Source organism: Chryseobacterium sp. ISL-6 (assembly GCF_018613715.1).
GTDB lineage: Bacteria > Bacteroidota > Bacteroidia > Flavobacteriales > Weeksellaceae > Chryseobacterium > Chryseobacterium paludis.
In genome coordinates, this window is sequence record NZ_JAGGPT010000005.1 from 523,921 (window position 1) to 541,522 (window position 17,602).

Genomic DNA, 17,602 nt, shown 5'->3' on the forward strand with positions numbered 1-17,602 from the left:
TGTTCTTTTCTCTTAACTCTTGGTTTTCGAATTCCATTTCCACCTCTTGACTCTATCATTCAAAAAGCTCTACCTTTGTAGAAATTTAAAGATATGAGTGATATTGTACTTTGTCCAAAGTGTGGTTCTGAATTTACTTATCCAAGTGATAATATGACGGTATGTTCTCAGTGTTTCTATGAATGGAATGCGGAGGAAGTTACTGCTGAAGCTGCAAATTCAGGAAAAATACTGGATTCCAATGGAAATGAATTGCAGGATGGTGATTCTGTAGTGGTCATTAAAGACTTACCGGTAAAAGGTGCTCCTAAGCCAGTAAAGGCAGGGACTAAAGTAAAAAATATCCGTTTACGACCAGATAGTGATCATAATATAGATTGTAAAATTGATGGTTTTGGATCAATGGCACTAAAATCGGAGTTTGTAAAGAAAGCTTAGAAGAAATTTCTTAACTATATTGGTGCGTCTTTGGACGCATTTTTTGTCTATAGAAAACAAAAAAAGGAAAAGATTGGACAGTGTAATCTTTCAAAGACTAGATTGCAGGATTCTGCTAATGTTTGTCCTGGAGGCAGAAAGAGAATTAACCAAAAGTTTCCTTATGCTGTGGAAATACAAATGTAAGAAAAAGTTTTAAAAATGAATTCTTAGATTTTTATTATTTATCCACAAACTAACATTAACTATAAGTAAATGTGTTGATTAACTGAAATCGTCAAACGGGTTATTAAAATAAAGATGACCGCTTAGATTTCGATATTTTATTTTTTTAGCTTTCTATTCAAATGTGATTTTAATCGGATTTTCCAGTTTATTGTTGCTGTAAACAATGAGGTCTCTATTCTTCATACTGATTTTATTCCAGTAATGATTGCCTGCAAATCTGCTTTCCAGAACTTCAGCATCTAAGCCATTCTCGGAAATTTTAATTTCATGTGGGTAATAAAAGAACTTTGAAATCTGAAAATCATTTATTTCATTTTCATTAAAAATATTTACTTCTCCAAAAAGCTTTGCTACATAAGAATTATAAGGTTCTTTATAAGTTTCTTCAGGATTGTTGTTTTGAATTAATCTGCCATTTTGGAGGATAACGATCTGATCAACCCAAGGCATAATATCCTGAAGCTCATGAGTAGAAATAATTAAAGAGATATTGTGCTGTTTTACATATCTGAAAAGTCTTTCACGAAGTTCTATTTTTCGTGGAAAATCGATATTACTAAAAGGTTCATCCAGAATAAGTAATTTAGGTAACACCGAGAGTGATCTTGCAATGGCAACTCTTTGTTGCTGACCGCCACTTAAATTTTTTGGGAAAACGTTACCATATTCCTCCAGTCCTACCACCTCAAGAAGCTCCGCTACAGTTTCACTTTTTTTAGCTAAATTAATATTTGAAATAAATTTCCCCACATTATCAGCAACCGTTGAATAAGGCATCAGATCAAAATTTTGAGCTACAAATTTCATTTCAGCTTCTCCCGGAACAAGATTTCCTTTAGGACCTAAAAGTGGAATTCCATCAAAAATAATTTCTCCACTTTCCCAGTCTAAAAGTCCATAAATTAAATTTAATAATGTAGATTTTCCACATCCGCTTTCTCCTGCCAATGCAATGATTTTGCCCTCCTCAAATCGTATATTCAGGTTTTGGAAAAGCGGTTGATCTTCGCGGTGTGAAAAGTATAAATTGTTTATCTCTAATAGCATATTACAAATGTAGTATTTTTATAAAAGAATTATTTTTTTTATTATCTTAGCGGACGTAATAAAAAAATATCAAAAATGAGAAAAAAACTGTTTTATTTCGTTATCCCTGCCGTTTTTGCTACAGCTGTAGTGGTTTCTTGTAAAAAAGATAAACCGCTTACCAGCGAAAGTAATGATGTTGCAACTACAAAAGATGGTACTCAATATGCATTAGATACTTTAAATAGTAAAATAGAATGGAAAGGATATAAAGTATTTAAATCCGAAAGCACAAGCCATTTTGGAACGATCAAGTTTGAAAGTGGAGATCTTACAGTAAAAGAAGGGAAACTGGAAAGTGGAAAATTCGTTGCTGATATGAATTCTTTAACATCAGTTGATTTGAAAGATGATGCTGACCAACTGGGAAAATTAAATGGACATTTGAAAAGTGGTGATTTTTTTGAAGTTGAAAAATTCCCAACTGCTTCTTATGAAATTACTAAAGTTACACCGGCTGCTGAAGGTGATTACAATACCTTGTTAGATGGTAATTTAACAATTAAAGGGATTACAAAACCACTTCAGCTTAAAGCTAATGTTTCTGTTAAAGAAGGAGAGGTAACTGTGGCAACTGAGCCAAAAGATATTAAAAGAGAAGAGTTTGGGGTGAAATTCCAGGCTCCTGCTGAAAACGGGGTCATTAAAGATGAGGTAACTCTTCAGATCAACGTTAAAGCTTTAGAAAAGAAATAATTTTTTTATTTAAGTGAAATAAGTGATTGAAGTCTGCCTCTGAATAAGGGGCAGATTTTTTTTATGATAAAATAAGAAAGTTTTTAAACTGAAAAATCGTATTTTTGCAAAACATTTTGAAAGGGTAAAATAATGATAGAAAAGATAGAAGAACTACTCGTTGAAGTAAACAGCTTCAATACTACATCTAAAGAGGAAATCGAAAATTTCCGAATCAAGTATAATGGTAAGAAAGGAGTTCTAAACGATTTTTACGAAACATTAAAAGAAGTTCCTAATGATCAGAAGAAAGAATTCGGACAAAAGGTTAATTCTTTGAAGCAGGCTATTGCCATAAAATTAGAAGACTTGAAAAGTGCTTCTGCATCTTCTATTATTCTGGAGAAAGATGATCTTACGAAACCTGCTTTTCCCTTAGAGCTTGGATCAAGACATCCTATCAACTTGGTGAAGAACAGAATTATTGAGATCTTCAAATCTATTGGATTCGCTGTAGCAGACGGACCTGAAATTGAAGATGACTGGCATAACTTTACAGCACTTAATCTTCCCGAATATCACCCGGCAAGAGATATGCAGGATACTTTCTTTATAGAGCAAAATCCGGATATTCTGTTGAGGACTCATACTTCTTCAGTACAGATCCGTTATATGGAAGAAAACCAACCGCCCATAAGAATTTTATCTCCGGGAAGAGTTTTCAGAAATGAAGCGGTATCTTCTCGTTCTCACTGTATTTTCCATCAGATTGAAGGTTTGTATATTGATGAGAATGTAAGTTTTGCCGATTTAAAACAAACGATTCAGTTTTTTACTACTGAGCTTTTTGGAAAATCTAAAATCAGAATGAGACCTTCTTATTTCCCTTTTACTGAGCCTAGTGCAGAGATTGATGTGTATTGGGGATTAAACTCAGAAACTGATTACAGAATTACAAAAGGTACTGGTTGGTTAGAAATTATGGGTTGCGGGATGGTAGATCCAGCCGTATTGAAAAATGTAAATATTGATTCAGAGAAATATTCAGGATATGCTTTTGGAATGGGTATCGAAAGAATTGTCATGCTTCTTTATCAAATGAGTGATATCAGAATGTTCTTCGAAAACGATATCAGAACTTTAGAGCAATTTAAAACTTTATAATAGAAAAGCCTCCGATATTTCGGAGGCTTTTTACTTCTTATTTATTTTGGTTTACTTTAAAAGTAAAATTTAAAAAAGGTCATCTATTATTTTGTAAACTTCAGCGGATACTTCACATTTTTATAATCATCAATACTTGCCTTTAAAGAACCAACTGCTAATTCAGCTTTTAACAGCATAGGTACGTGGTTAGCATCATTTGAAACCCACATGGTAACGCCTTCTTTTTCTTTAAATACTCTTCCACTTATTACTGAAGGAATAATTTTTAAACAATTGATCTTTCCAAACTTTGTTTTTAGGTCTTCGGTACCGATCACTTTCAAACGGAAAGGAAACATTTCATCATCAATCCATACGTTCATGTTAATGACTGTTCCTACTTTTAAATCTGTCTGACTTTGACTTCTCAGGTAATAGAAACAGGAAAGCATGTCCTGTACTCCTTTTACCGACTTTATTACCTTGGAACCATTAGCAGGTGTTTTTTTATCAGTTAGGATCAGTGTGTTGTTGTTGTGATTGAAGACCGTTTCAAAATGTTGGCGATAGCTGCCTTCTTTTACATTTCTTACATAAAAACTGGGAAGTCCTGTTTCTGTATTAATGAAGCTTTCATACAAATCATCCACCTTGAAGAATGCTTTTACAGCACCAGATGTTTGTCCTGTTCCCTTTACATACAAATGCGGAGAACCTTTGTAGGTTGTCTTTTGTGTTGTGAGGGTTGCATTTCCAGCGGTTAGAATTCCGTAATGGATTCTAAAGGTAATAGATTCACCATCCGCTATATTTTCAATCTGACCAAAGCCCAAAAAGAATACGAATAATGCAAGGATATTGAAAATTTTCTTCATACTATGGTTTTTACAAAAACGCTGCCAAAATTAAAATTTTTCTCTTTTTCCTGTTATTTGATAAATCTCAGGTTTTTATTTAGACTCAATTAAATCAGCTTGTCGTTAAAATTAGTAAATTTGCAGCTATATGTAAAATTAAATTTTGTTATGATTACTACTGATATATTGATTATAGGAGCAGGGCCAACTGGACTTTTTGCAGTATTTGAAGCTGGTTTGCTTAAAATGAAATGCCATATTATAGATGCTCTTCCTCAACCTGGAGGACAATTGGCTGAACTTTATCCTAAAAAACCTATTTTCGATATTCCAGGTTATCCTTCAGTAAATGCAGGAGATTTAGTTGATAACTTAATGGAACAGATCAAACAGTTTCAACCGGGATTTACCTTAGGAGAAACTGCTGTAACGCTGACTAAAGTAGATGAAGAGTGGTTTGAGGTGATTACAAATAAAGGAACAGTACACAGAGCAAAAGCAATTGCTATTGCAGGTGGATTGGGTACTTTTGAACCTAGAAAACCAACTATTGAAAATATTGCCGACTATGAGGAAAAAGGAGTTGAGTATTTTGTAAAAGAGCCTGAGCATTTCAGAAATAAAAAAGTAGTAATCGCCGGAGGTGGAGATTCTGCTTTGGACTGGAGTATTTTCTTGTCAAATGTAGCAAGTGAAGTGACTCTGATTCACAGAAGAAATGAATTTAGGGGTGCTTTGGATTCTGTTGAAAAAGTTCAGGATCTAAAGAATGCCGGAAAAATAAAATTAATTACTCCCGCTGAGGTTATTGGTGTAAAAGGAGAGGGTAAGGTTTCTGCAATCACTGTGCAGAAAGATGGAGAAGAAGCTTATGATCTCGAGACAGATTATTTCATTCCTTTATTTGGTTTAACTCCAAAACTTGGAGATATTGCCAGTTGGGGACTTAATATTGAAAAGAATGCCATTGTTGTAAACAATGCTCTAGATTATCAGACCAACATTGATGGAGTTTACGCGATCGGAGATATCAATACATATCCTGGTAAATTAAAGCTTATTCTGTGTGGTTTCCATGAGGCAACATTAATGTGTCAAAGTGTTTATAACAGATTAAATCCAGGTAAAAAATACGTTTTAAAATATACAACAGTAAGTGGAGTAGACGGATTTGATGGAAGCCGTAAAGAAGCAGAGAAAGCAGTTGTGAAAAAAATTGACTAATTTTGCAAAATTATGTCAGATATCAATATAAAAATTACCGATAGAGAGGGGGTAGCTCATGACGTTGTTGCACCAACGGATATGTCTATGAACTTAATGGAAATTATCCGTTCATATGAATTAGCTGAAGAGGGAACAATCGGTGTTTGTGGAGGAATGGCCATGTGTGCTTCATGTCAGGTCTATGTGATCAATGATCCGGGATTAGTGGAAATGGGAGATGAAGAAGATGCGATGTTAGCGGAGGCTTTCCATGTGAAGGAGAACAGCAGACTGGGTTGCCAGCTGCATATGGTAGAAGAAATGGAAGGACTTGAAGTGGAAATTGCTCCATACCCCTAGAAAATTTTTAACTTAAAAATATAAACTCCTGAAAAATATTTTTCAGGAGTTTTTTGTTTATCTCAAAGAACACCTTCATTATTATTTTTATTGAGACATTCTAATAAAAAATCGATAATTCATTTTGCAAAAAAATATCCAAAATCAAACGACTTTGGATATTCAATATAGAAATTTTATTGTTTTATTTCTGAGGAATATTCGCTAAAATTTCTTTTAGGAAGCTCCAGAACTTTTGTGCTGAAGGGATATTTGCTTTTTCATCTGGAGAGTGAGCTCCTCTGATGGTAGGTCCAAAGCTTACCATTTCCATTTCAGGATAATTAGCTCCAATGATCCCACATTCTAAACCGGCATGACAAGCGACAACATGAGGCGTTTCTTTGAATTTTTCAGTATAGATCTTTTCCATTAGTTGAACGATCTCAGAACCTGGTTTAGGCTTCCATCCCGGATAAGAGCCACTAAATTCTACCTGCATTCCCGCTAATTCAGCAACAGACTTTAATTGCTCTGCAACCGCATATTTGTTTGAATCTACAGATGATCTTGAAAGGTTTAAAATTCTTAAACTTCCTCCTTTCAATTCTACTCTTGCTACATTATTAGATGTTTCTACAAGATCTTTTACATCTGGGCTCATTCTATAAACCCCATTATGAAGAGATTTTAAAACTAAAATGATCTTTTTAGAATCTTCTTCAGAGATTGCTTTGTCAGAACTTGTTGAGTTTTCAATATTGATTTGAAGGCCTGGTTCCACCGTGGCAAATTCCTCTAAAATTTCTTTTTTAAGACCATTTGCTAGCTCTTCAATGAACTCATTGGCATTTCTTACTGATATTGTGGCAACAGCCTCTCTTGGAATAGCATTTCTTAAGCCTCCACCATCAACTGAAATCAGCTGTATATTTTCTTTAGCTAAGCCATTATAAAGCAATCTAGCCAGGATAATATTTGAATTTCCAAACCCTTTGTGGATATCCATTCCCGAGTGTCCACCTTGTAACCCTTTGATTTCAATTCTTACAATTTGTCCTTTAGAATCTTCCAATCCATAATTCTGAGTAATCGTAACGTCAATTCCTCCTGCACAACCGATATCTATTTCATCGTCTTCTTCTGTATCTAGGTTTAATAAAATTTGTCCGGTTAGCTGACCTGGCTTTAATCCTAAAGCTCCCGTCATTCCTGTTTCTTCATCTATTGTGAAAAGTGCTTCTAAATCAGGATGAGGAATATCAGAGCTTTCTAAAATTGACATGATCGTAGCTACCCCTAACCCATTATCAGCTCCTAATGTAGTTCCTTTGGCTTTTACCCAGTCCCCATCAATCTCCATTTTAATTCCTTCAGTTTCAAAGTCAAAATTAACATCACTGTTTTTTTGACAAACCATATCAAGGTGCGACTGTAGGACAATAGATTTTCGGTTTTCCATTCCAGCAGTAGCTGGCTTTTTGATAATAACGTTCCCTACTTCATCGACTGTTGTAGGTAATCCTAAATTTTCACCAAATGCCTTGATGAATGCTATTACTTTTTCCTCTTTTTTTGAAGGTCTTGGAACCGCATTTAATTTGGAGAAATTTTTCCAGATAATTTGTGGTTCTATGTTGGATAATTCCATAAAATTTATTTTTATCAAAATTACGAAATAAAAAATGCTCCCGTAAATTCAGGAGCATTCTTTTTATTGTGAAATCAAAAATCACTAAAATAATAAATCGTTGGATTGGAAGGTTATAAATTAACGCCAGTACAATAATAAACGATTTTGCATTTTAGTAGTTTAATAGTTATTTGATTTTACTTTTTAACATCCACATTCACCATAAATTGGTAAAGTGATTACAGTGCCATCTGGTTTTTCTATTGTAATCATACCTTCAAATAATAAGGCTTCTTCACCTTTTATTTTTTTACCTTTTACTGAAATTTTATAGTTATCATTTTCAATCTCTTTCGTCAATTGTTCATCAGCTTCCATATCACTGGATGAGATAAGATTCATTGCTAATCTTTTTCCGTCCAATTTCATATATGCTGTTTTTCCGGCATCATCTGCGTAGATGTATTTTTCCGCTTCAAAATCAGCTTTGCTTTTTGCAAAATAACATGAGCATTCTTTGATTTCTTTCGGGAATGTGATCGTTTCAACTAAAATTTTTCCTGATGCTTCTACTTTCGAAGAGTCCTGAACAACATTCAGTGAATCTTTAGGTGCAGAATTGGAAACAGGTTCTTTGTCTTTTTTACAAGCGACTAATAAGAGCGCTGAAAAGAGAATAATAAGATATTTCATTGTTTGTGGTTTATTGCATTTATCCTCTGGCTCTTTCCAATAGAACCATCATTAATAAAGAAAGTACAACTAAGCTTTCGTCTTCGTCATCAATATCAATCAATCTGTCAAGCTGAAATCTTCTGCCAAAGAAAGAAGGCATTTTTTTAAGTTTAAAATATTCCTTGCCATCCACACCTCTTACCGTATAAGCAGGGTTAAGGAAATATCCTGTAAACATTCCGATAATTGGAATTTCACTTACCATTCCATCAAAAAACTTTGTCCATGCATTATCTTCTGCTACCGTAAATTTTGGCTGATCATTTGAGTCCAGAATATTGTAAGTGGATTTCCACAGAGAACGCATTCCTTTTCTTGCTAATCTTCCAAAGTTCTTTTTATCAATCAGATCATTTAAAGAATAAGAAGCATTAAAATCGATCCATTTGTTAGCCTGTATTCTGAAAAGCTCCTGAGACTTGCTTTCATCATTAAAAACAATAACATCTTCTTTAAGTTTAAACATTTTTTGACGAACATAGGCAACGTAATTTCCATTTTTGTCCGTAATGTTGAAATCACTGGCTAATGTTGTGATTTTAAATTTAAAATCCAGTGGATAATTAAGGTTCTTAAGTGCCATTTAGTTTATTTTTTTCATATAATTCTCAAAGATAGATTTTTTATTGGAAAGGAGAGTATTTAAGCTTTGTAAACCCTTAAATACTCATCTTTTTATATTATTTTTGTAATTATGGATTATCCAAGTAAAGTTTTGGCAAAAGCAGTGGATGAGATTTCAGGACTTCCCGGAATTGGCAGGAAAACAGCTTTGCGTTTGGCACTTCACTTATTGAAACAACCGAATTCCAGGGCAGTAGGTCTTGGAAATTCTCTCATCAATCTTGTTAATGAAATAAAGTACTGCAAAGAATGTCATAATTTCTCTGATTTTGAAATTTGTGAGATATGCAGCAGTTCTAAAAGAAATGACGAAGTGATCTGTATCGTAGAGGATGTTCGTGATGTTATTGCGATTGAAAATACGGGGAAATATACAGGGAAGTATTTGATCTTGGGTGGAAAAATTTCTCCAATGGAAGGTGTAGGTCCTAACCAGCTGAATATTCCAAGTATCGAAAGAAAATTAAATGCAGGTGTAGTAAAAGAGTTTATTTTTGCTCTTAGTGCAACGATGGAGGGTGATACTACAGCCTACTATATTTATAAAAAATTCAAAAATTTCAATGTGAGCTTCTCAAGTATTGCCAGAGGTATATCAGTAGGGGATGAGCTTGAATATGCAGATGAGATCTCTTTGGGTAGATCGATTATCAACAGACTTCCTTATAACGAAAAGGACTAAAATGAACACAAAACTATCAATTGTAATTGTTAATTATAACGTTACTGGATTACTTAGAAATTGTCTTTTATCTATTCAAAAATATATAGAGGGAATTGCATATGAAGTAATTGTCATTGATAACGCTTCTACAGATGTTTCATGGAAAGATCTTATCACGGAATTTCCGGAATTTCATTTTATTGAATCTGAAAATAATGAAGGTTTTGCTAAAGCTAATAATAAAGCTATAAGAACGGCAACCGGCGAATATATTCTTATCTTAAACCCTGATACGGAACTCGAAGGCTTTTATATGAATGATATTTTAAGCTTCGCTGATTCACAAACTGATTTTGGATGTTTGGGTGTTAGAATGCATGATGCTAATGGTGTATTTTTGCCTGAAAGTAAGCGTTCTGTTCCTGATATGTTCAATTCTTTTGAAAAGTTATTTGTCAATTTTAAAAATAACAATTCAAAATCTTATTATCGAAATGATATCGGTGAAAATGAAATTAATGAAGTAGAAGTGATCACGGGAGCTTTTTTTCTCGTTAAAAAATATATTTATGAAAATGTAGGAGGCTTGGATGAGGCTTATTTCATGTATGGAGAAGATATTGATCTTTGTTATACCTTGCTCAGAAGTGGCTTGAAAAACTATTATTATGGTAAGGCTTCAATACTGCATCATAAGGGCGAAAGTACAGTAAAAGATGAGATTTACCTGGAAAGGTTCTATGGGGCAATGGAAATTTTTATCAGCAAATACTATAAAGAATCAAAACCGATTCAGTATTCATTTTTAAAAGCCGGATTAAGACTTCGACACAAAATAGAAAAGATTAAATTAAAATAAAAAGCAACTCCGGTAGAGTTGCTTTTTAAATATATAAAAATATTATTTGCTTATTTAGCTGGTGCAATAGGAGTCTTTGCAGGTGTGCTTGTTTGAGAAGCAGGCGTAGATTGTTTTGCAGGAGCTTCTTTCTTAGCTGGTTGTTGAACCGGAGCTGTTTGTGAAGGTTTTCCTGTAACAATAACGCTTATCAGAATAAGAACGATGATCGTTCCTCCTAAAGTCCATGTTGCTTTTTCCATGAAGTCATTGGTTCTTTGTACTCCAAACTGTGCAGATGATGCACCTCCGAAAGTACTCGAAAGGCCTCCACCTTTAGGGTTTTGAGCCATAACAATAATTACTAGTAAAATGCTAGCAATCATAACAAGAACCATCAATAGTATAAATATAGAATCCATTAATTTGATATCTTTTTGAATGGGCAAATTTAATCTTTTTTTACCGAATGACAAAATAAGATTTTAGTAAAAAGAAAAAACGACAACATTTGTTGCCGTCTTTTCTTTAAAAGAGATTATCCTTATTTAAAATCAGAATCTTTAGCCTGATTGATCTGATAAGATTTTATCGCAAGGTTAATATCCATTCCGCCCATATTTTGAAGAATCGTATGAGGCAATTTCACGCCAGATACATCTTTATAATCGGCATAGCTTGTAGGAGTAGAGCCCTGTTCTCCAGCTTTTACTTCTCCGGTTTTTAATCCAGTTTTTACGCTGTAGTAGTAAGTGTTTTTTGCATTTTTCACTACATAAGAATCTTCATTGTTATATTTTTCGATTCCTGCTAATTTGTATTCCGCAGACTTAGCGAAGTTTAATTCCGGAAATAGTTCTTTTTCCTGAGACATTTCTGTTTTCTGTTTGTCACTTAAAGGAACTTTTTTTCCTTGAACTTCCATATAACCATCTTTCCCGTCAAACACAATTTTTTGAACTGTATTTCCCATCATGCTGATGTTCATAGCCATTTTTCCTTCTTTTGCCTGTATCATTTTCATGGTCATATCCATTCCCTGTACTTTAGTAGTAGCTTCGCTAGAAATAGAAGTGATTTTCTGAACAGCAGCTAATCCACCAATTGCATTGATGTATTTGTCAGCAACAGAACCTATTGTAACGCTTGCATCAACTTTTTGAGCGGCAGGCTTTGCTACAGGATTGGCATCTTTATCAAAATATTTTACAGGGTATCCTAATTTTTCCAATCCTTCAGAAATGTCAGAAGCTTTACCAGCAATGAAAATTCTACTTTGATTAGGAAGGATCGTAGCTTTTACAGCGTTTGAAACATCAGCAGCAGTTACTTTATCAATTGATTTCAGATAATTTGTATAGAAATCAGAAGGAAGATCCTGAACTTTTTGATTTAAAGCAAATCTTGCGATAGTCTCAGGTTTTTCTAAAGACATAATGAAGTTTCCTTTCAGTTTAGCTTTAGCGTTTTCAAGTTCTTCCGGCTTTACTGTAGAAATTGCATTTAGCTCATTCATAAATTCTTTAACCGCTTTGTCGGTAACTTCATTTCTTACACTTGCTTCAGCGGAGAAATCAGGAGAATACTTACTGGCACTCATGCTGGAGTAAGCTCCATATGTGAACCCATTTTTCTCACGAAGGTTCATGAAAAGTCTGGCCTCACCACCACCACCTAAAATGTAGTTAGCAATTGTTGCAGGGAAATAATTGGTATCCTTCATTTTCAGTGTATTCAAGTTTCCTACAGAAACTACTGACTGTACAGCTGAAGGTACGTCAACAACATTAATTTCGGTTTTAGCCACGTTTGAAGCGGGTTCTAGTGCTGTAAATGCAGTATTTGATTTTTTCCAGCTATTAAATGCCTTTTCAATCAAAGATTTTACCTGATCATATTTAACATCTCCAACGATCACTAAGTATGCGTTGTCTGGAGAATAGTATTTTTTATACGTATTCTGAACATCTGCAAGCTGAATTTTATTGATGGATTCAACGGTTTCAAATTCTCCTCTGGATGTGTTTTTTCCATACTGTAAAGCATTAGAAACTCTTGATGCAATAGATGAAGCGTTTTTTTCTTCAGATTTTAAACCTTCAATTGCTCTTTCTTTGGAGCTCTGAATTTCTTCAGCAGAGAATTTAGGGTTTATAATAGCATCAGCCATTAAACCTAATACTTCTGGGAAATATTTTGAAAGTGAACTCGCAAAAGCGCCCGCTGAAGAAAAGCTTAAGTTAGCACCTAAAAAGTCAACCTTTTTATTGAATTCGTCTTTACTGATGTTTGTTGTTCCGTTTTCGAACTGTTCTGCCATGATCTGGCTTACACCTGTCACATTTCCTTCATAATAAGGAGGTCTGTCCATAGAAAGATTAGCGCTTACTCTTGGTAATTTGTTGTTTTCTACAACCATTACCGTAAGGCCGTTGCTTAGTTGGAAAGTCTTTGGCTTTGCAATGTTAATGGCAGGAGTGGGTCCTGGCTTTGGCATCGCATTAATATCTATTTTTTGTGCTGAAAGCATTCCAGTAAATAAAAATGCTACCGCTATATATGTTAATTGCTTTTTCATTTGTAAATAATTGTTTGTTATAATCACTTTTAAACCTAAAGTTATCTAGGATTATTTTTTTTCAGGTACGTAATTAATGATTACTCTTTGGTTAGGATTCAGGTACTTTTTAGCAGCATTTTGCAGATCTTCTCTTGTGATCGATCTGTAAATGTCAATTTCCTTATTAATTAAGTTGGTATTACCCATCAATACGTGGTTTGTTGCTAGTGAAGCAGCAATTCCCTGAATACTTGAATTTTGATTTACAAACTGGTTTTCAAATTGATTTTGAAGTTTTTGATAATCTTCCTGAGAAATTAAAGTTGTTTGTAGTTTTTTTATTTCAGCGTCTATATCAGACTGTAAAGTTTGCTTTGTAGTCTGTCCCATTGGAATAGCAAAGAAAGCAAAGATACTATAATCCTCAAGCCCCTGATTGAAAGCAGCTACCTGAAGCGCTTTTTTCTCCTGATCTACTAATTTTTTATATAAAACGGAAGATTTTCCATTACTTAAATAAGAAGAAAGCATATCTAAGATATAAGCATCCTTCTCCTTATTGGCAGGTGTTCTGTATGCAAAAACATAAGCTGGAAGCTGAATGTTAGGATCGGTTGCTGTAACTTCTTTTTCCTGAGTGATAGGCGCATCTTTCGGGAAATTTTTTGGAGTAACAGTACCTTTTTGAATTCCACCGTAATATTCCTCGATCCATTTTTTTGTCTGTTCTGGCTTGATATCTCCTGCTACAACAAGAGTGGCGTTGTTAGGAACATAATATTTTTTATAAAATGCCTGAAACTCTTCCAATTTTGCAGAGTTCAGATCCTCCATTGATCCAATAGTTGGCCAGTTGTATGGGTGATTGGTAAATAGGTTTTTTTGGATAGTTGAAAATAGATTTCCATAAGGCTGATTATCCATTCTTAATCTTTTTTCTTCCTTTACAACCTCTCTCTGAGTGTCTACACCTACTTGATTGATCACTGCCTGACGCATTCTTTCAGCTTCCATCCAAAGACCTAATTGTTCATTGTTCGAAGGGAAGGTTTCATAGTAATAAGTTCTGTCATTCGTCGTATTGGCATTGTTTTGTCCTCCGTTGGAAGAAACAATTTTAAACCATTCACCTCTTTTGATATTAGGTGTTCCTTCAAATAAAAGATGTTCGAAGAAGTGAGCGAAACCGGTTCTTCCTTTTACTTCATCCTTAGCACCTACGTGATACATTACCCCTGTTGTAACTACTGGTGCCGTATTGTCCTGATGAAGAATTACGTGTAAACCATTTGGTAAATCATACTCTTCGAATTTGATTTGTTGCGCATTCAGCATCATTCCAAAGAAAGCTACAGCAGCAACAGAAAGAAGTCGTTTTTTCATAAAGTCGAAATTGTTTGTCAATTAGTCATTAAAAAAGCTTACTTGTTACAAATTTGATTTTTTCATTGTTATTGAATATGAAAATTAAATATTAGAGTATCTCAGGCAAAGAGAATACCCCTGTATTTACAGGGGTATTTATGATGGTATCAGTAAGGTGATTTATTATTGACAATAAGGATGACTTAACGGTCTACAGCTATTTTTAGCACAGCACCATCCTGTTGCGCATGGTGGCAGGTCTTCACCGCATTGTATTAGTCCTCCTTTAATCGTTTTTAAATTTTGTCTGGAAATTGTTTTTAGATTTTTCATATCATTTAATTTAGTTTGAAATTCAATTATTGGATAATTACAAAAATTATTGCATTATTCTTCCGGTACTATCAAACAGTAAGAAGAATTGATTGGTCTGCAAGCACTTCCCGCACAGCACCAGCCTGCACCACATGGTGTACCATCACCACAATACTTAAGTCCTCCTTTAATTGTTTTTAAATTTTCTCTTGAAATTGACTTTAAATTTTTCATATTATTTTAATTTTTAGTTATCAACTAAGATAAAAAAATAATTGTAAAGTTGATTATTTTAAGTGTAAATATCTTATTTACTTATAGTTTCAATGTGTTAATAAGTCATAGAGCAGGGATAATGTACCGAGATTAAAAGCGTGAAATGTTTTTTTTCAGAGATGGTTGGTAATAAATAAGTTTGAAAACTGGAGACTATATACAGTTTGAATTCTCCTTTTAATACGTTATTTTTGTATTCCCAAATTTTTTTGCAGCATGGACTATTTGAAAGGATTAAATGAATCACAATATGAAGCCGTTACCACTTTACAGGGACCACTAATGGTGCTTGCAGGAGCAGGTTCCGGGAAAACTCGCGTACTAACCATGCGTATTGCCCATTTGATTACTAATGGAATCGATCCTTTTAATATTTTAGCACTTACCTTTACCAATAAGGCGGCAAAAGAGATGAAGGAGCGTATTGCAAAGGTGGTAGGGCCAGGCAATGCAAGAAGCCTTTGGATGGGAACTTTCCACTCTGTATTTGCGAGAATTTTAAGAGGTGAGGCACACTATTTAGGCTATCCTTCAAACTTTACGATTTATGATCAGCAAGATGCTTTGAATGTGATCAGAAAAGTACTGAAAGACATGAATATTGATGCTGACCTTTATAAACCTAAAAAAGTTCAGGCAAGAATTTCAAATTATAAAAACAACCTGATCACAGTAAAGGCCTATTTCAATAATCCTGAATTGATGGAAGCTGATGAAAAGGCCAATATGAAATTTATCGGGAAGATCTATGAAAAATATGTAGATGCCTGTTTTAGAAATGGAGCCATGGACTTTGATGATTTATTGTTAAAGACCAATGAATTGCTTACCCGTTTCCCTGAAGTTTTGGCAAAGTATCAGGATCGGTTTAGATATATTTTGGTAGATGAGTACCAGGATACCAATCATTCGCAGTATCTTATTGTGAAAGCATTAGCTTCAAAATTTGAAAACATATGTGTGGTAGGGGACGATGCGCAGTCAATTTATTCATTCCGTGGTGCAAATATTTATAATATACTAAACTTTAAAAAAGATTATCCGGACGCAATAACAGTTTCATTGGAGCAGAATTACCGTTCCACACAAACGATTGTAAATGCAGCTAATGTAGTGATCGCAAAAAACCTTCAACAGTTCAAAAAGAACGTATTCAGTGAAAATGAAGAAGGAGATAAAATAAAAATTTACCGTTCTCTTTCCGATGCTGATGAAGCAAATTTCGTAGCCGGAAATATCTGGGAACTTCGTAACAGAGATCAGAGAAAATACAATGATTTCGCTATTTTATATAGAACAAACTCTCAGACGCGTGCTTTTGAAGATGCATTGAGACGTAAAAATATTCCGTACAAAGTGTATGGAGGCCTGTCTTTTTATCAGAGAAAAGAGGTAAAGGATTTAATTGCTTACCTGCGTCTTTTGATTAACGAAAATGATTCGGAGGCATTGACAAGAATTATCAATTATCCTACAAGAGGAATTGGTGAAACTACTCAAAATAAACTGATTGTTTTTGCAGATGCTCATAATGTATCTGTTTCAAAAGTATTGGATAATCTACCAATGTATTCGCAACAGTTAGGTTTCAATAATGGCGTTCTTAATAAACTGAACGATTTTTGGTCCATGATCAAAGCCTTTCAGGTATTATTAAAAACCGAAACGGCCTACAGCGTAGCTATGGAAGTGGCTAAGCGAAGTGGTTTGATCAAATTTTTAAAAGACGATGGAACTCCGGAAGGTATTTCGAGAGTGGAAAACGTGCAGGAATTGATGAATTCGATGCAGGGTTTCATTGAAGAACAGATGCAGTTGGAAGATGGAGATCCCAGTTTATCTAATTTCCTCGAGAATATTGCCCTTTCTGCAGATACACAAGCTAAGGAAGAGGAAGAAGATATGGTTTCCCTGATGACCATTCACCTTTCAAAAGGTTTGGAGTTTCCTGTGGTACACCTTGTAGGAATGGAAGAAAATCTTTTCCCGAGTTTTATGAGTTCTGCAACCAGAGAAGATCTGGAGGAAGAAAGACGTCTCTTCTACGTTGCTTTAACAAGAGCTGAAAAACAGGCTTTTTTCTCTTATGCTATTTCCCGTTTTCAATGGGGAAAAATTACAGATGCTGAGCCTTCAAGATTTTTAAGTGAAATTGATGAGGAATATCTGGAATTCATTAATCCGGCAATGGAAAAGCGTTTCATAAACCAAAGTGGCCTTAAGTCTAATATTTTTGACGAGCATCCTTCTGAAATGAGAAGCTTTAAAAAAGTTGAAAAGAAAACGATTGAAAAGAGTGATGATGCGAAACCTATTGCTGAACCAAGGAAATTAAAACCTGTAAGTACAGCTAAAATTATCAACCCAAGCGGAGCTTCTTCTCAGGACATTGAGATTGGCGACAGGGTAAGGCATGACCGCTTTGGTATTGGCGAAGTTACTTTCCTGGATGGAACTGATCCTCAGAATATCAAAGCAAAAGTTATTTTCATGCATGAAGGAGAAAAAAATCTTATTCTGAAATACGCGAAACTAACCAAGATTTAAAAAAGAATAGATATCAGCTATTAACATTTTCTATAAATTATTAGTCCACTTGTTTTGTAGACTAATAAAT

General features: G+C 34.3%; 18 protein-coding genes. 8 read left to right on the forward strand and 10 right to left on the reverse strand.

Features of this window, described 5'->3' with window-relative positions; genetic code table 11:
- Positions 1–93 precede the first annotated feature (93 nt).
- A complete protein-coding gene (locus J7E44_RS10120) occupies positions 94–438 on the forward strand; it encodes a zinc ribbon domain-containing protein YjdM (RefSeq protein WP_214828930.1) in 345 nt (114 codons plus the stop codon).
- Positions 439–777: 339 nt separating this feature from the next.
- Here the strand turns inward: J7E44_RS10120 and J7E44_RS10125 are convergent, their stop codons facing one another.
- The gene (locus J7E44_RS10125; protein WP_214828932.1) at positions 778–1,713 is read right to left on the reverse strand and encodes a sulfate/molybdate ABC transporter ATP-binding protein; all 936 of its coding nucleotides are present in this window, start codon (positions 1,711–1,713) and stop codon (positions 778–780) included.
- Positions 1,714–1,788: 75 nt separating this feature from the next.
- Between J7E44_RS10125 and J7E44_RS10130 the strand changes: the two genes are divergently transcribed.
- Both J7E44_RS10130 and pheS read left to right on the forward strand, forming a co-directional pair.
- Entirely contained in the window at positions 1,789–2,448 is a 660-nt protein-coding gene (locus J7E44_RS10130; RefSeq protein WP_214828934.1) for a YceI family protein, read from the forward strand.
- 132 nt (positions 2,449–2,580) lie between these two features.
- Entirely contained in the window at positions 2,581–3,591 is a 1,011-nt protein-coding gene (gene pheS, locus J7E44_RS10135) for a phenylalanine--tRNA ligase subunit alpha (RefSeq protein ID WP_214828936.1), read from the forward strand.
- Between the two features lie 86 nt (positions 3,592–3,677).
- Here the strand turns inward: pheS and J7E44_RS10140 are convergent, their stop codons facing one another.
- The gene (locus J7E44_RS10140; RefSeq protein WP_214828937.1) at positions 3,678–4,448 is read right to left on the reverse strand and encodes a DUF3108 domain-containing protein; all 771 of its coding nucleotides are present in this window, start codon (positions 4,446–4,448) and stop codon (positions 3,678–3,680) included.
- 150 nt (positions 4,449–4,598) lie between these two features.
- Between J7E44_RS10140 and J7E44_RS10145 the strand changes: the two genes are divergently transcribed.
- Together J7E44_RS10145 and J7E44_RS10150 are read left to right on the forward strand one after the other, a co-directional pair.
- Entirely contained in the window at positions 4,599–5,654 is a 1,056-nt protein-coding gene (locus J7E44_RS10145; RefSeq protein ID WP_214828939.1) for an NAD(P)/FAD-dependent oxidoreductase, read from the forward strand.
- 12 nt (positions 5,655–5,666) lie between these two features.
- Positions 5,667–5,996: a 2Fe-2S iron-sulfur cluster-binding family protein gene (locus J7E44_RS10150; RefSeq protein ID WP_089029176.1), complete on the forward strand. Its 330-nt coding sequence runs from the start codon at positions 5,667–5,669 to the stop codon at positions 5,994–5,996.
- Between the two features lie 184 nt (positions 5,997–6,180).
- Here J7E44_RS10150 and J7E44_RS10155 read toward each other — a convergent pair whose 3' ends face one another.
- From J7E44_RS10155 to J7E44_RS10165, 3 genes are all read right to left on the reverse strand, one after another.
- Positions 6,181–7,626: an aminoacyl-histidine dipeptidase gene (locus J7E44_RS10155; protein WP_214828941.1), complete on the reverse strand. Its 1,446-nt coding sequence runs from the start codon at positions 7,624–7,626 to the stop codon at positions 6,181–6,183.
- Between the two features lie 186 nt (positions 7,627–7,812).
- Entirely contained in the window at positions 7,813–8,301 is a 489-nt protein-coding gene (locus J7E44_RS10160) for a hypothetical protein (RefSeq protein WP_214828943.1), read from the reverse strand.
- Positions 8,302–8,320: 19 nt separating this feature from the next.
- Positions 8,321–8,926 carry an LURP-one-related/scramblase family protein gene (locus J7E44_RS10165; protein ID WP_214828945.1) on the reverse strand — a complete coding sequence of 202 codons (606 nt, stop codon included), beginning with the start codon at positions 8,924–8,926 and terminating at the stop codon, positions 8,321–8,323.
- 111 nt (positions 8,927–9,037) lie between these two features.
- Between J7E44_RS10165 and recR the strand changes: the two genes are divergently transcribed.
- Both recR and J7E44_RS10175 read left to right on the forward strand, forming a co-directional pair.
- Positions 9,038–9,649: a recombination mediator RecR gene (gene recR / locus J7E44_RS10170; RefSeq protein ID WP_214828947.1), complete on the forward strand. Its 612-nt coding sequence runs from the start codon at positions 9,038–9,040 to the stop codon at positions 9,647–9,649.
- Position 9,650: 1 nt separating this feature from the next.
- The gene (locus J7E44_RS10175; protein ID WP_214828949.1) at positions 9,651–10,490 is read left to right on the forward strand and encodes a glycosyltransferase family 2 protein; all 840 of its coding nucleotides are present in this window, start codon (positions 9,651–9,653) and stop codon (positions 10,488–10,490) included.
- A gap of 50 nt (positions 10,491–10,540) precedes the next feature.
- On the opposite strand, the gene secG is transcribed toward J7E44_RS10175, so the two are convergent.
- The 5 genes from secG to J7E44_RS10195 form a co-directional block, all read right to left on the reverse strand.
- Entirely contained in the window at positions 10,541–10,891 is a 351-nt protein-coding gene (secG, locus tag J7E44_RS10180) for a preprotein translocase subunit SecG (protein ID WP_214828951.1), read from the reverse strand.
- Positions 10,892–11,013: 122 nt separating this feature from the next.
- Complete coding sequence (locus J7E44_RS10185; protein WP_214828953.1) at positions 11,014–13,047, reverse strand: M16 family metallopeptidase; 2,034 nt, start codon at positions 13,045–13,047, stop codon at positions 11,014–11,016.
- Between the two features lie 51 nt (positions 13,048–13,098).
- Entirely contained in the window at positions 13,099–14,412 is a 1,314-nt protein-coding gene (locus tag J7E44_RS10190; protein ID WP_214828955.1) for a M16 family metallopeptidase, read from the reverse strand.
- Between the two features lie 165 nt (positions 14,413–14,577).
- A complete protein-coding gene (locus J7E44_RS24395) occupies positions 14,578–14,727 on the reverse strand; it encodes a bacteriocin-like protein (RefSeq protein ID WP_449243640.1) in 150 nt (49 codons plus the stop codon).
- Positions 14,728–14,781: 54 nt separating this feature from the next.
- Positions 14,782–14,943 (reverse strand): bacteriocin-like protein, encoded by a 162-nt coding sequence (locus tag J7E44_RS10195; protein WP_214828956.1) that lies wholly within the window; start codon positions 14,941–14,943, stop codon positions 14,782–14,784.
- 258 nt (positions 14,944–15,201) lie between these two features.
- Here J7E44_RS10195 and J7E44_RS10200 point away from each other — a divergent pair, with 258 nt between their 5' ends.
- Complete coding sequence (locus J7E44_RS10200; protein ID WP_214828958.1) at positions 15,202–17,532, forward strand: ATP-dependent helicase; 2,331 nt, start codon at positions 15,202–15,204, stop codon at positions 17,530–17,532.
- The last annotated feature ends 70 nt before the right edge of the window (positions 17,533–17,602 follow it).

Bases quoted from the DNA above. Each gene is read 5' to 3' on its own strand.
- J7E44_RS10195 (WP_214828956.1), bottom strand. From the start codon at position 14,943: ATGAAAAATTTAAAGTCAATTTCAAGAGAAAATTTAAAAACAATTAAA.
- J7E44_RS10155 (WP_214828941.1), bottom strand. From the start codon at position 7,626: ATGGAATTATCCAACATAGAACCACAAATTATCTGGAAAAATTTCTCC.
- J7E44_RS10145 (WP_214828939.1), top strand. From the start codon at position 4,599: ATGATTACTACTGATATATTGATTATAGGAGCAGGGCCAACTGGACTT.
- J7E44_RS10175 (WP_214828949.1), top strand. From the start codon at position 9,651: ATGAACACAAAACTATCAATTGTAATTGTTAATTATAACGTTACTGGA.
- J7E44_RS10130 (WP_214828934.1), top strand. From the start codon at position 1,789: ATGAGAAAAAAACTGTTTTATTTCGTTATCCCTGCCGTTTTTGCTACA.
- J7E44_RS10160 (WP_214828943.1), bottom strand. From the start codon at position 8,301: ATGAAATATCTTATTATTCTCTTTTCAGCGCTCTTATTAGTCGCTTGT.
- pheS (WP_214828936.1), top strand. From the start codon at position 2,581: ATGATAGAAAAGATAGAAGAACTACTCGTTGAAGTAAACAGCTTCAAT.
- J7E44_RS24395 (WP_449243640.1), bottom strand. From the start codon at position 14,727: ATGAAAAATCTAAAAACAATTTCCAGACAAAATTTAAAAACGATTAAA.
- J7E44_RS10165 (WP_214828945.1), bottom strand. From the start codon at position 8,926: ATGGCACTTAAGAACCTTAATTATCCACTGGATTTTAAATTTAAAATC.
- secG (WP_214828951.1), bottom strand. From the start codon at position 10,891: ATGGATTCTATATTTATACTATTGATGGTTCTTGTTATGATTGCTAGC.
- J7E44_RS10150 (WP_089029176.1), top strand. From the start codon at position 5,667: ATGTCAGATATCAATATAAAAATTACCGATAGAGAGGGGGTAGCTCAT.
- J7E44_RS10120 (WP_214828930.1), top strand. From the start codon at position 94: ATGAGTGATATTGTACTTTGTCCAAAGTGTGGTTCTGAATTTACTTAT.
- J7E44_RS10190 (WP_214828955.1), bottom strand. From the start codon at position 14,412: ATGAAAAAACGACTTCTTTCTGTTGCTGCTGTAGCTTTCTTTGGAATG.
- J7E44_RS10200 (WP_214828958.1), top strand. From the start codon at position 15,202: ATGGACTATTTGAAAGGATTAAATGAATCACAATATGAAGCCGTTACC.
- recR (WP_214828947.1), top strand. From the start codon at position 9,038: ATGGATTATCCAAGTAAAGTTTTGGCAAAAGCAGTGGATGAGATTTCA.
- J7E44_RS10140 (WP_214828937.1), bottom strand. From the start codon at position 4,448: ATGAAGAAAATTTTCAATATCCTTGCATTATTCGTATTCTTTTTGGGC.
- J7E44_RS10125 (WP_214828932.1), bottom strand. From the start codon at position 1,713: ATGCTATTAGAGATAAACAATTTATACTTTTCACACCGCGAAGATCAA.
- J7E44_RS10185 (WP_214828953.1), bottom strand. From the start codon at position 13,047: ATGAAAAAGCAATTAACATATATAGCGGTAGCATTTTTATTTACTGGA.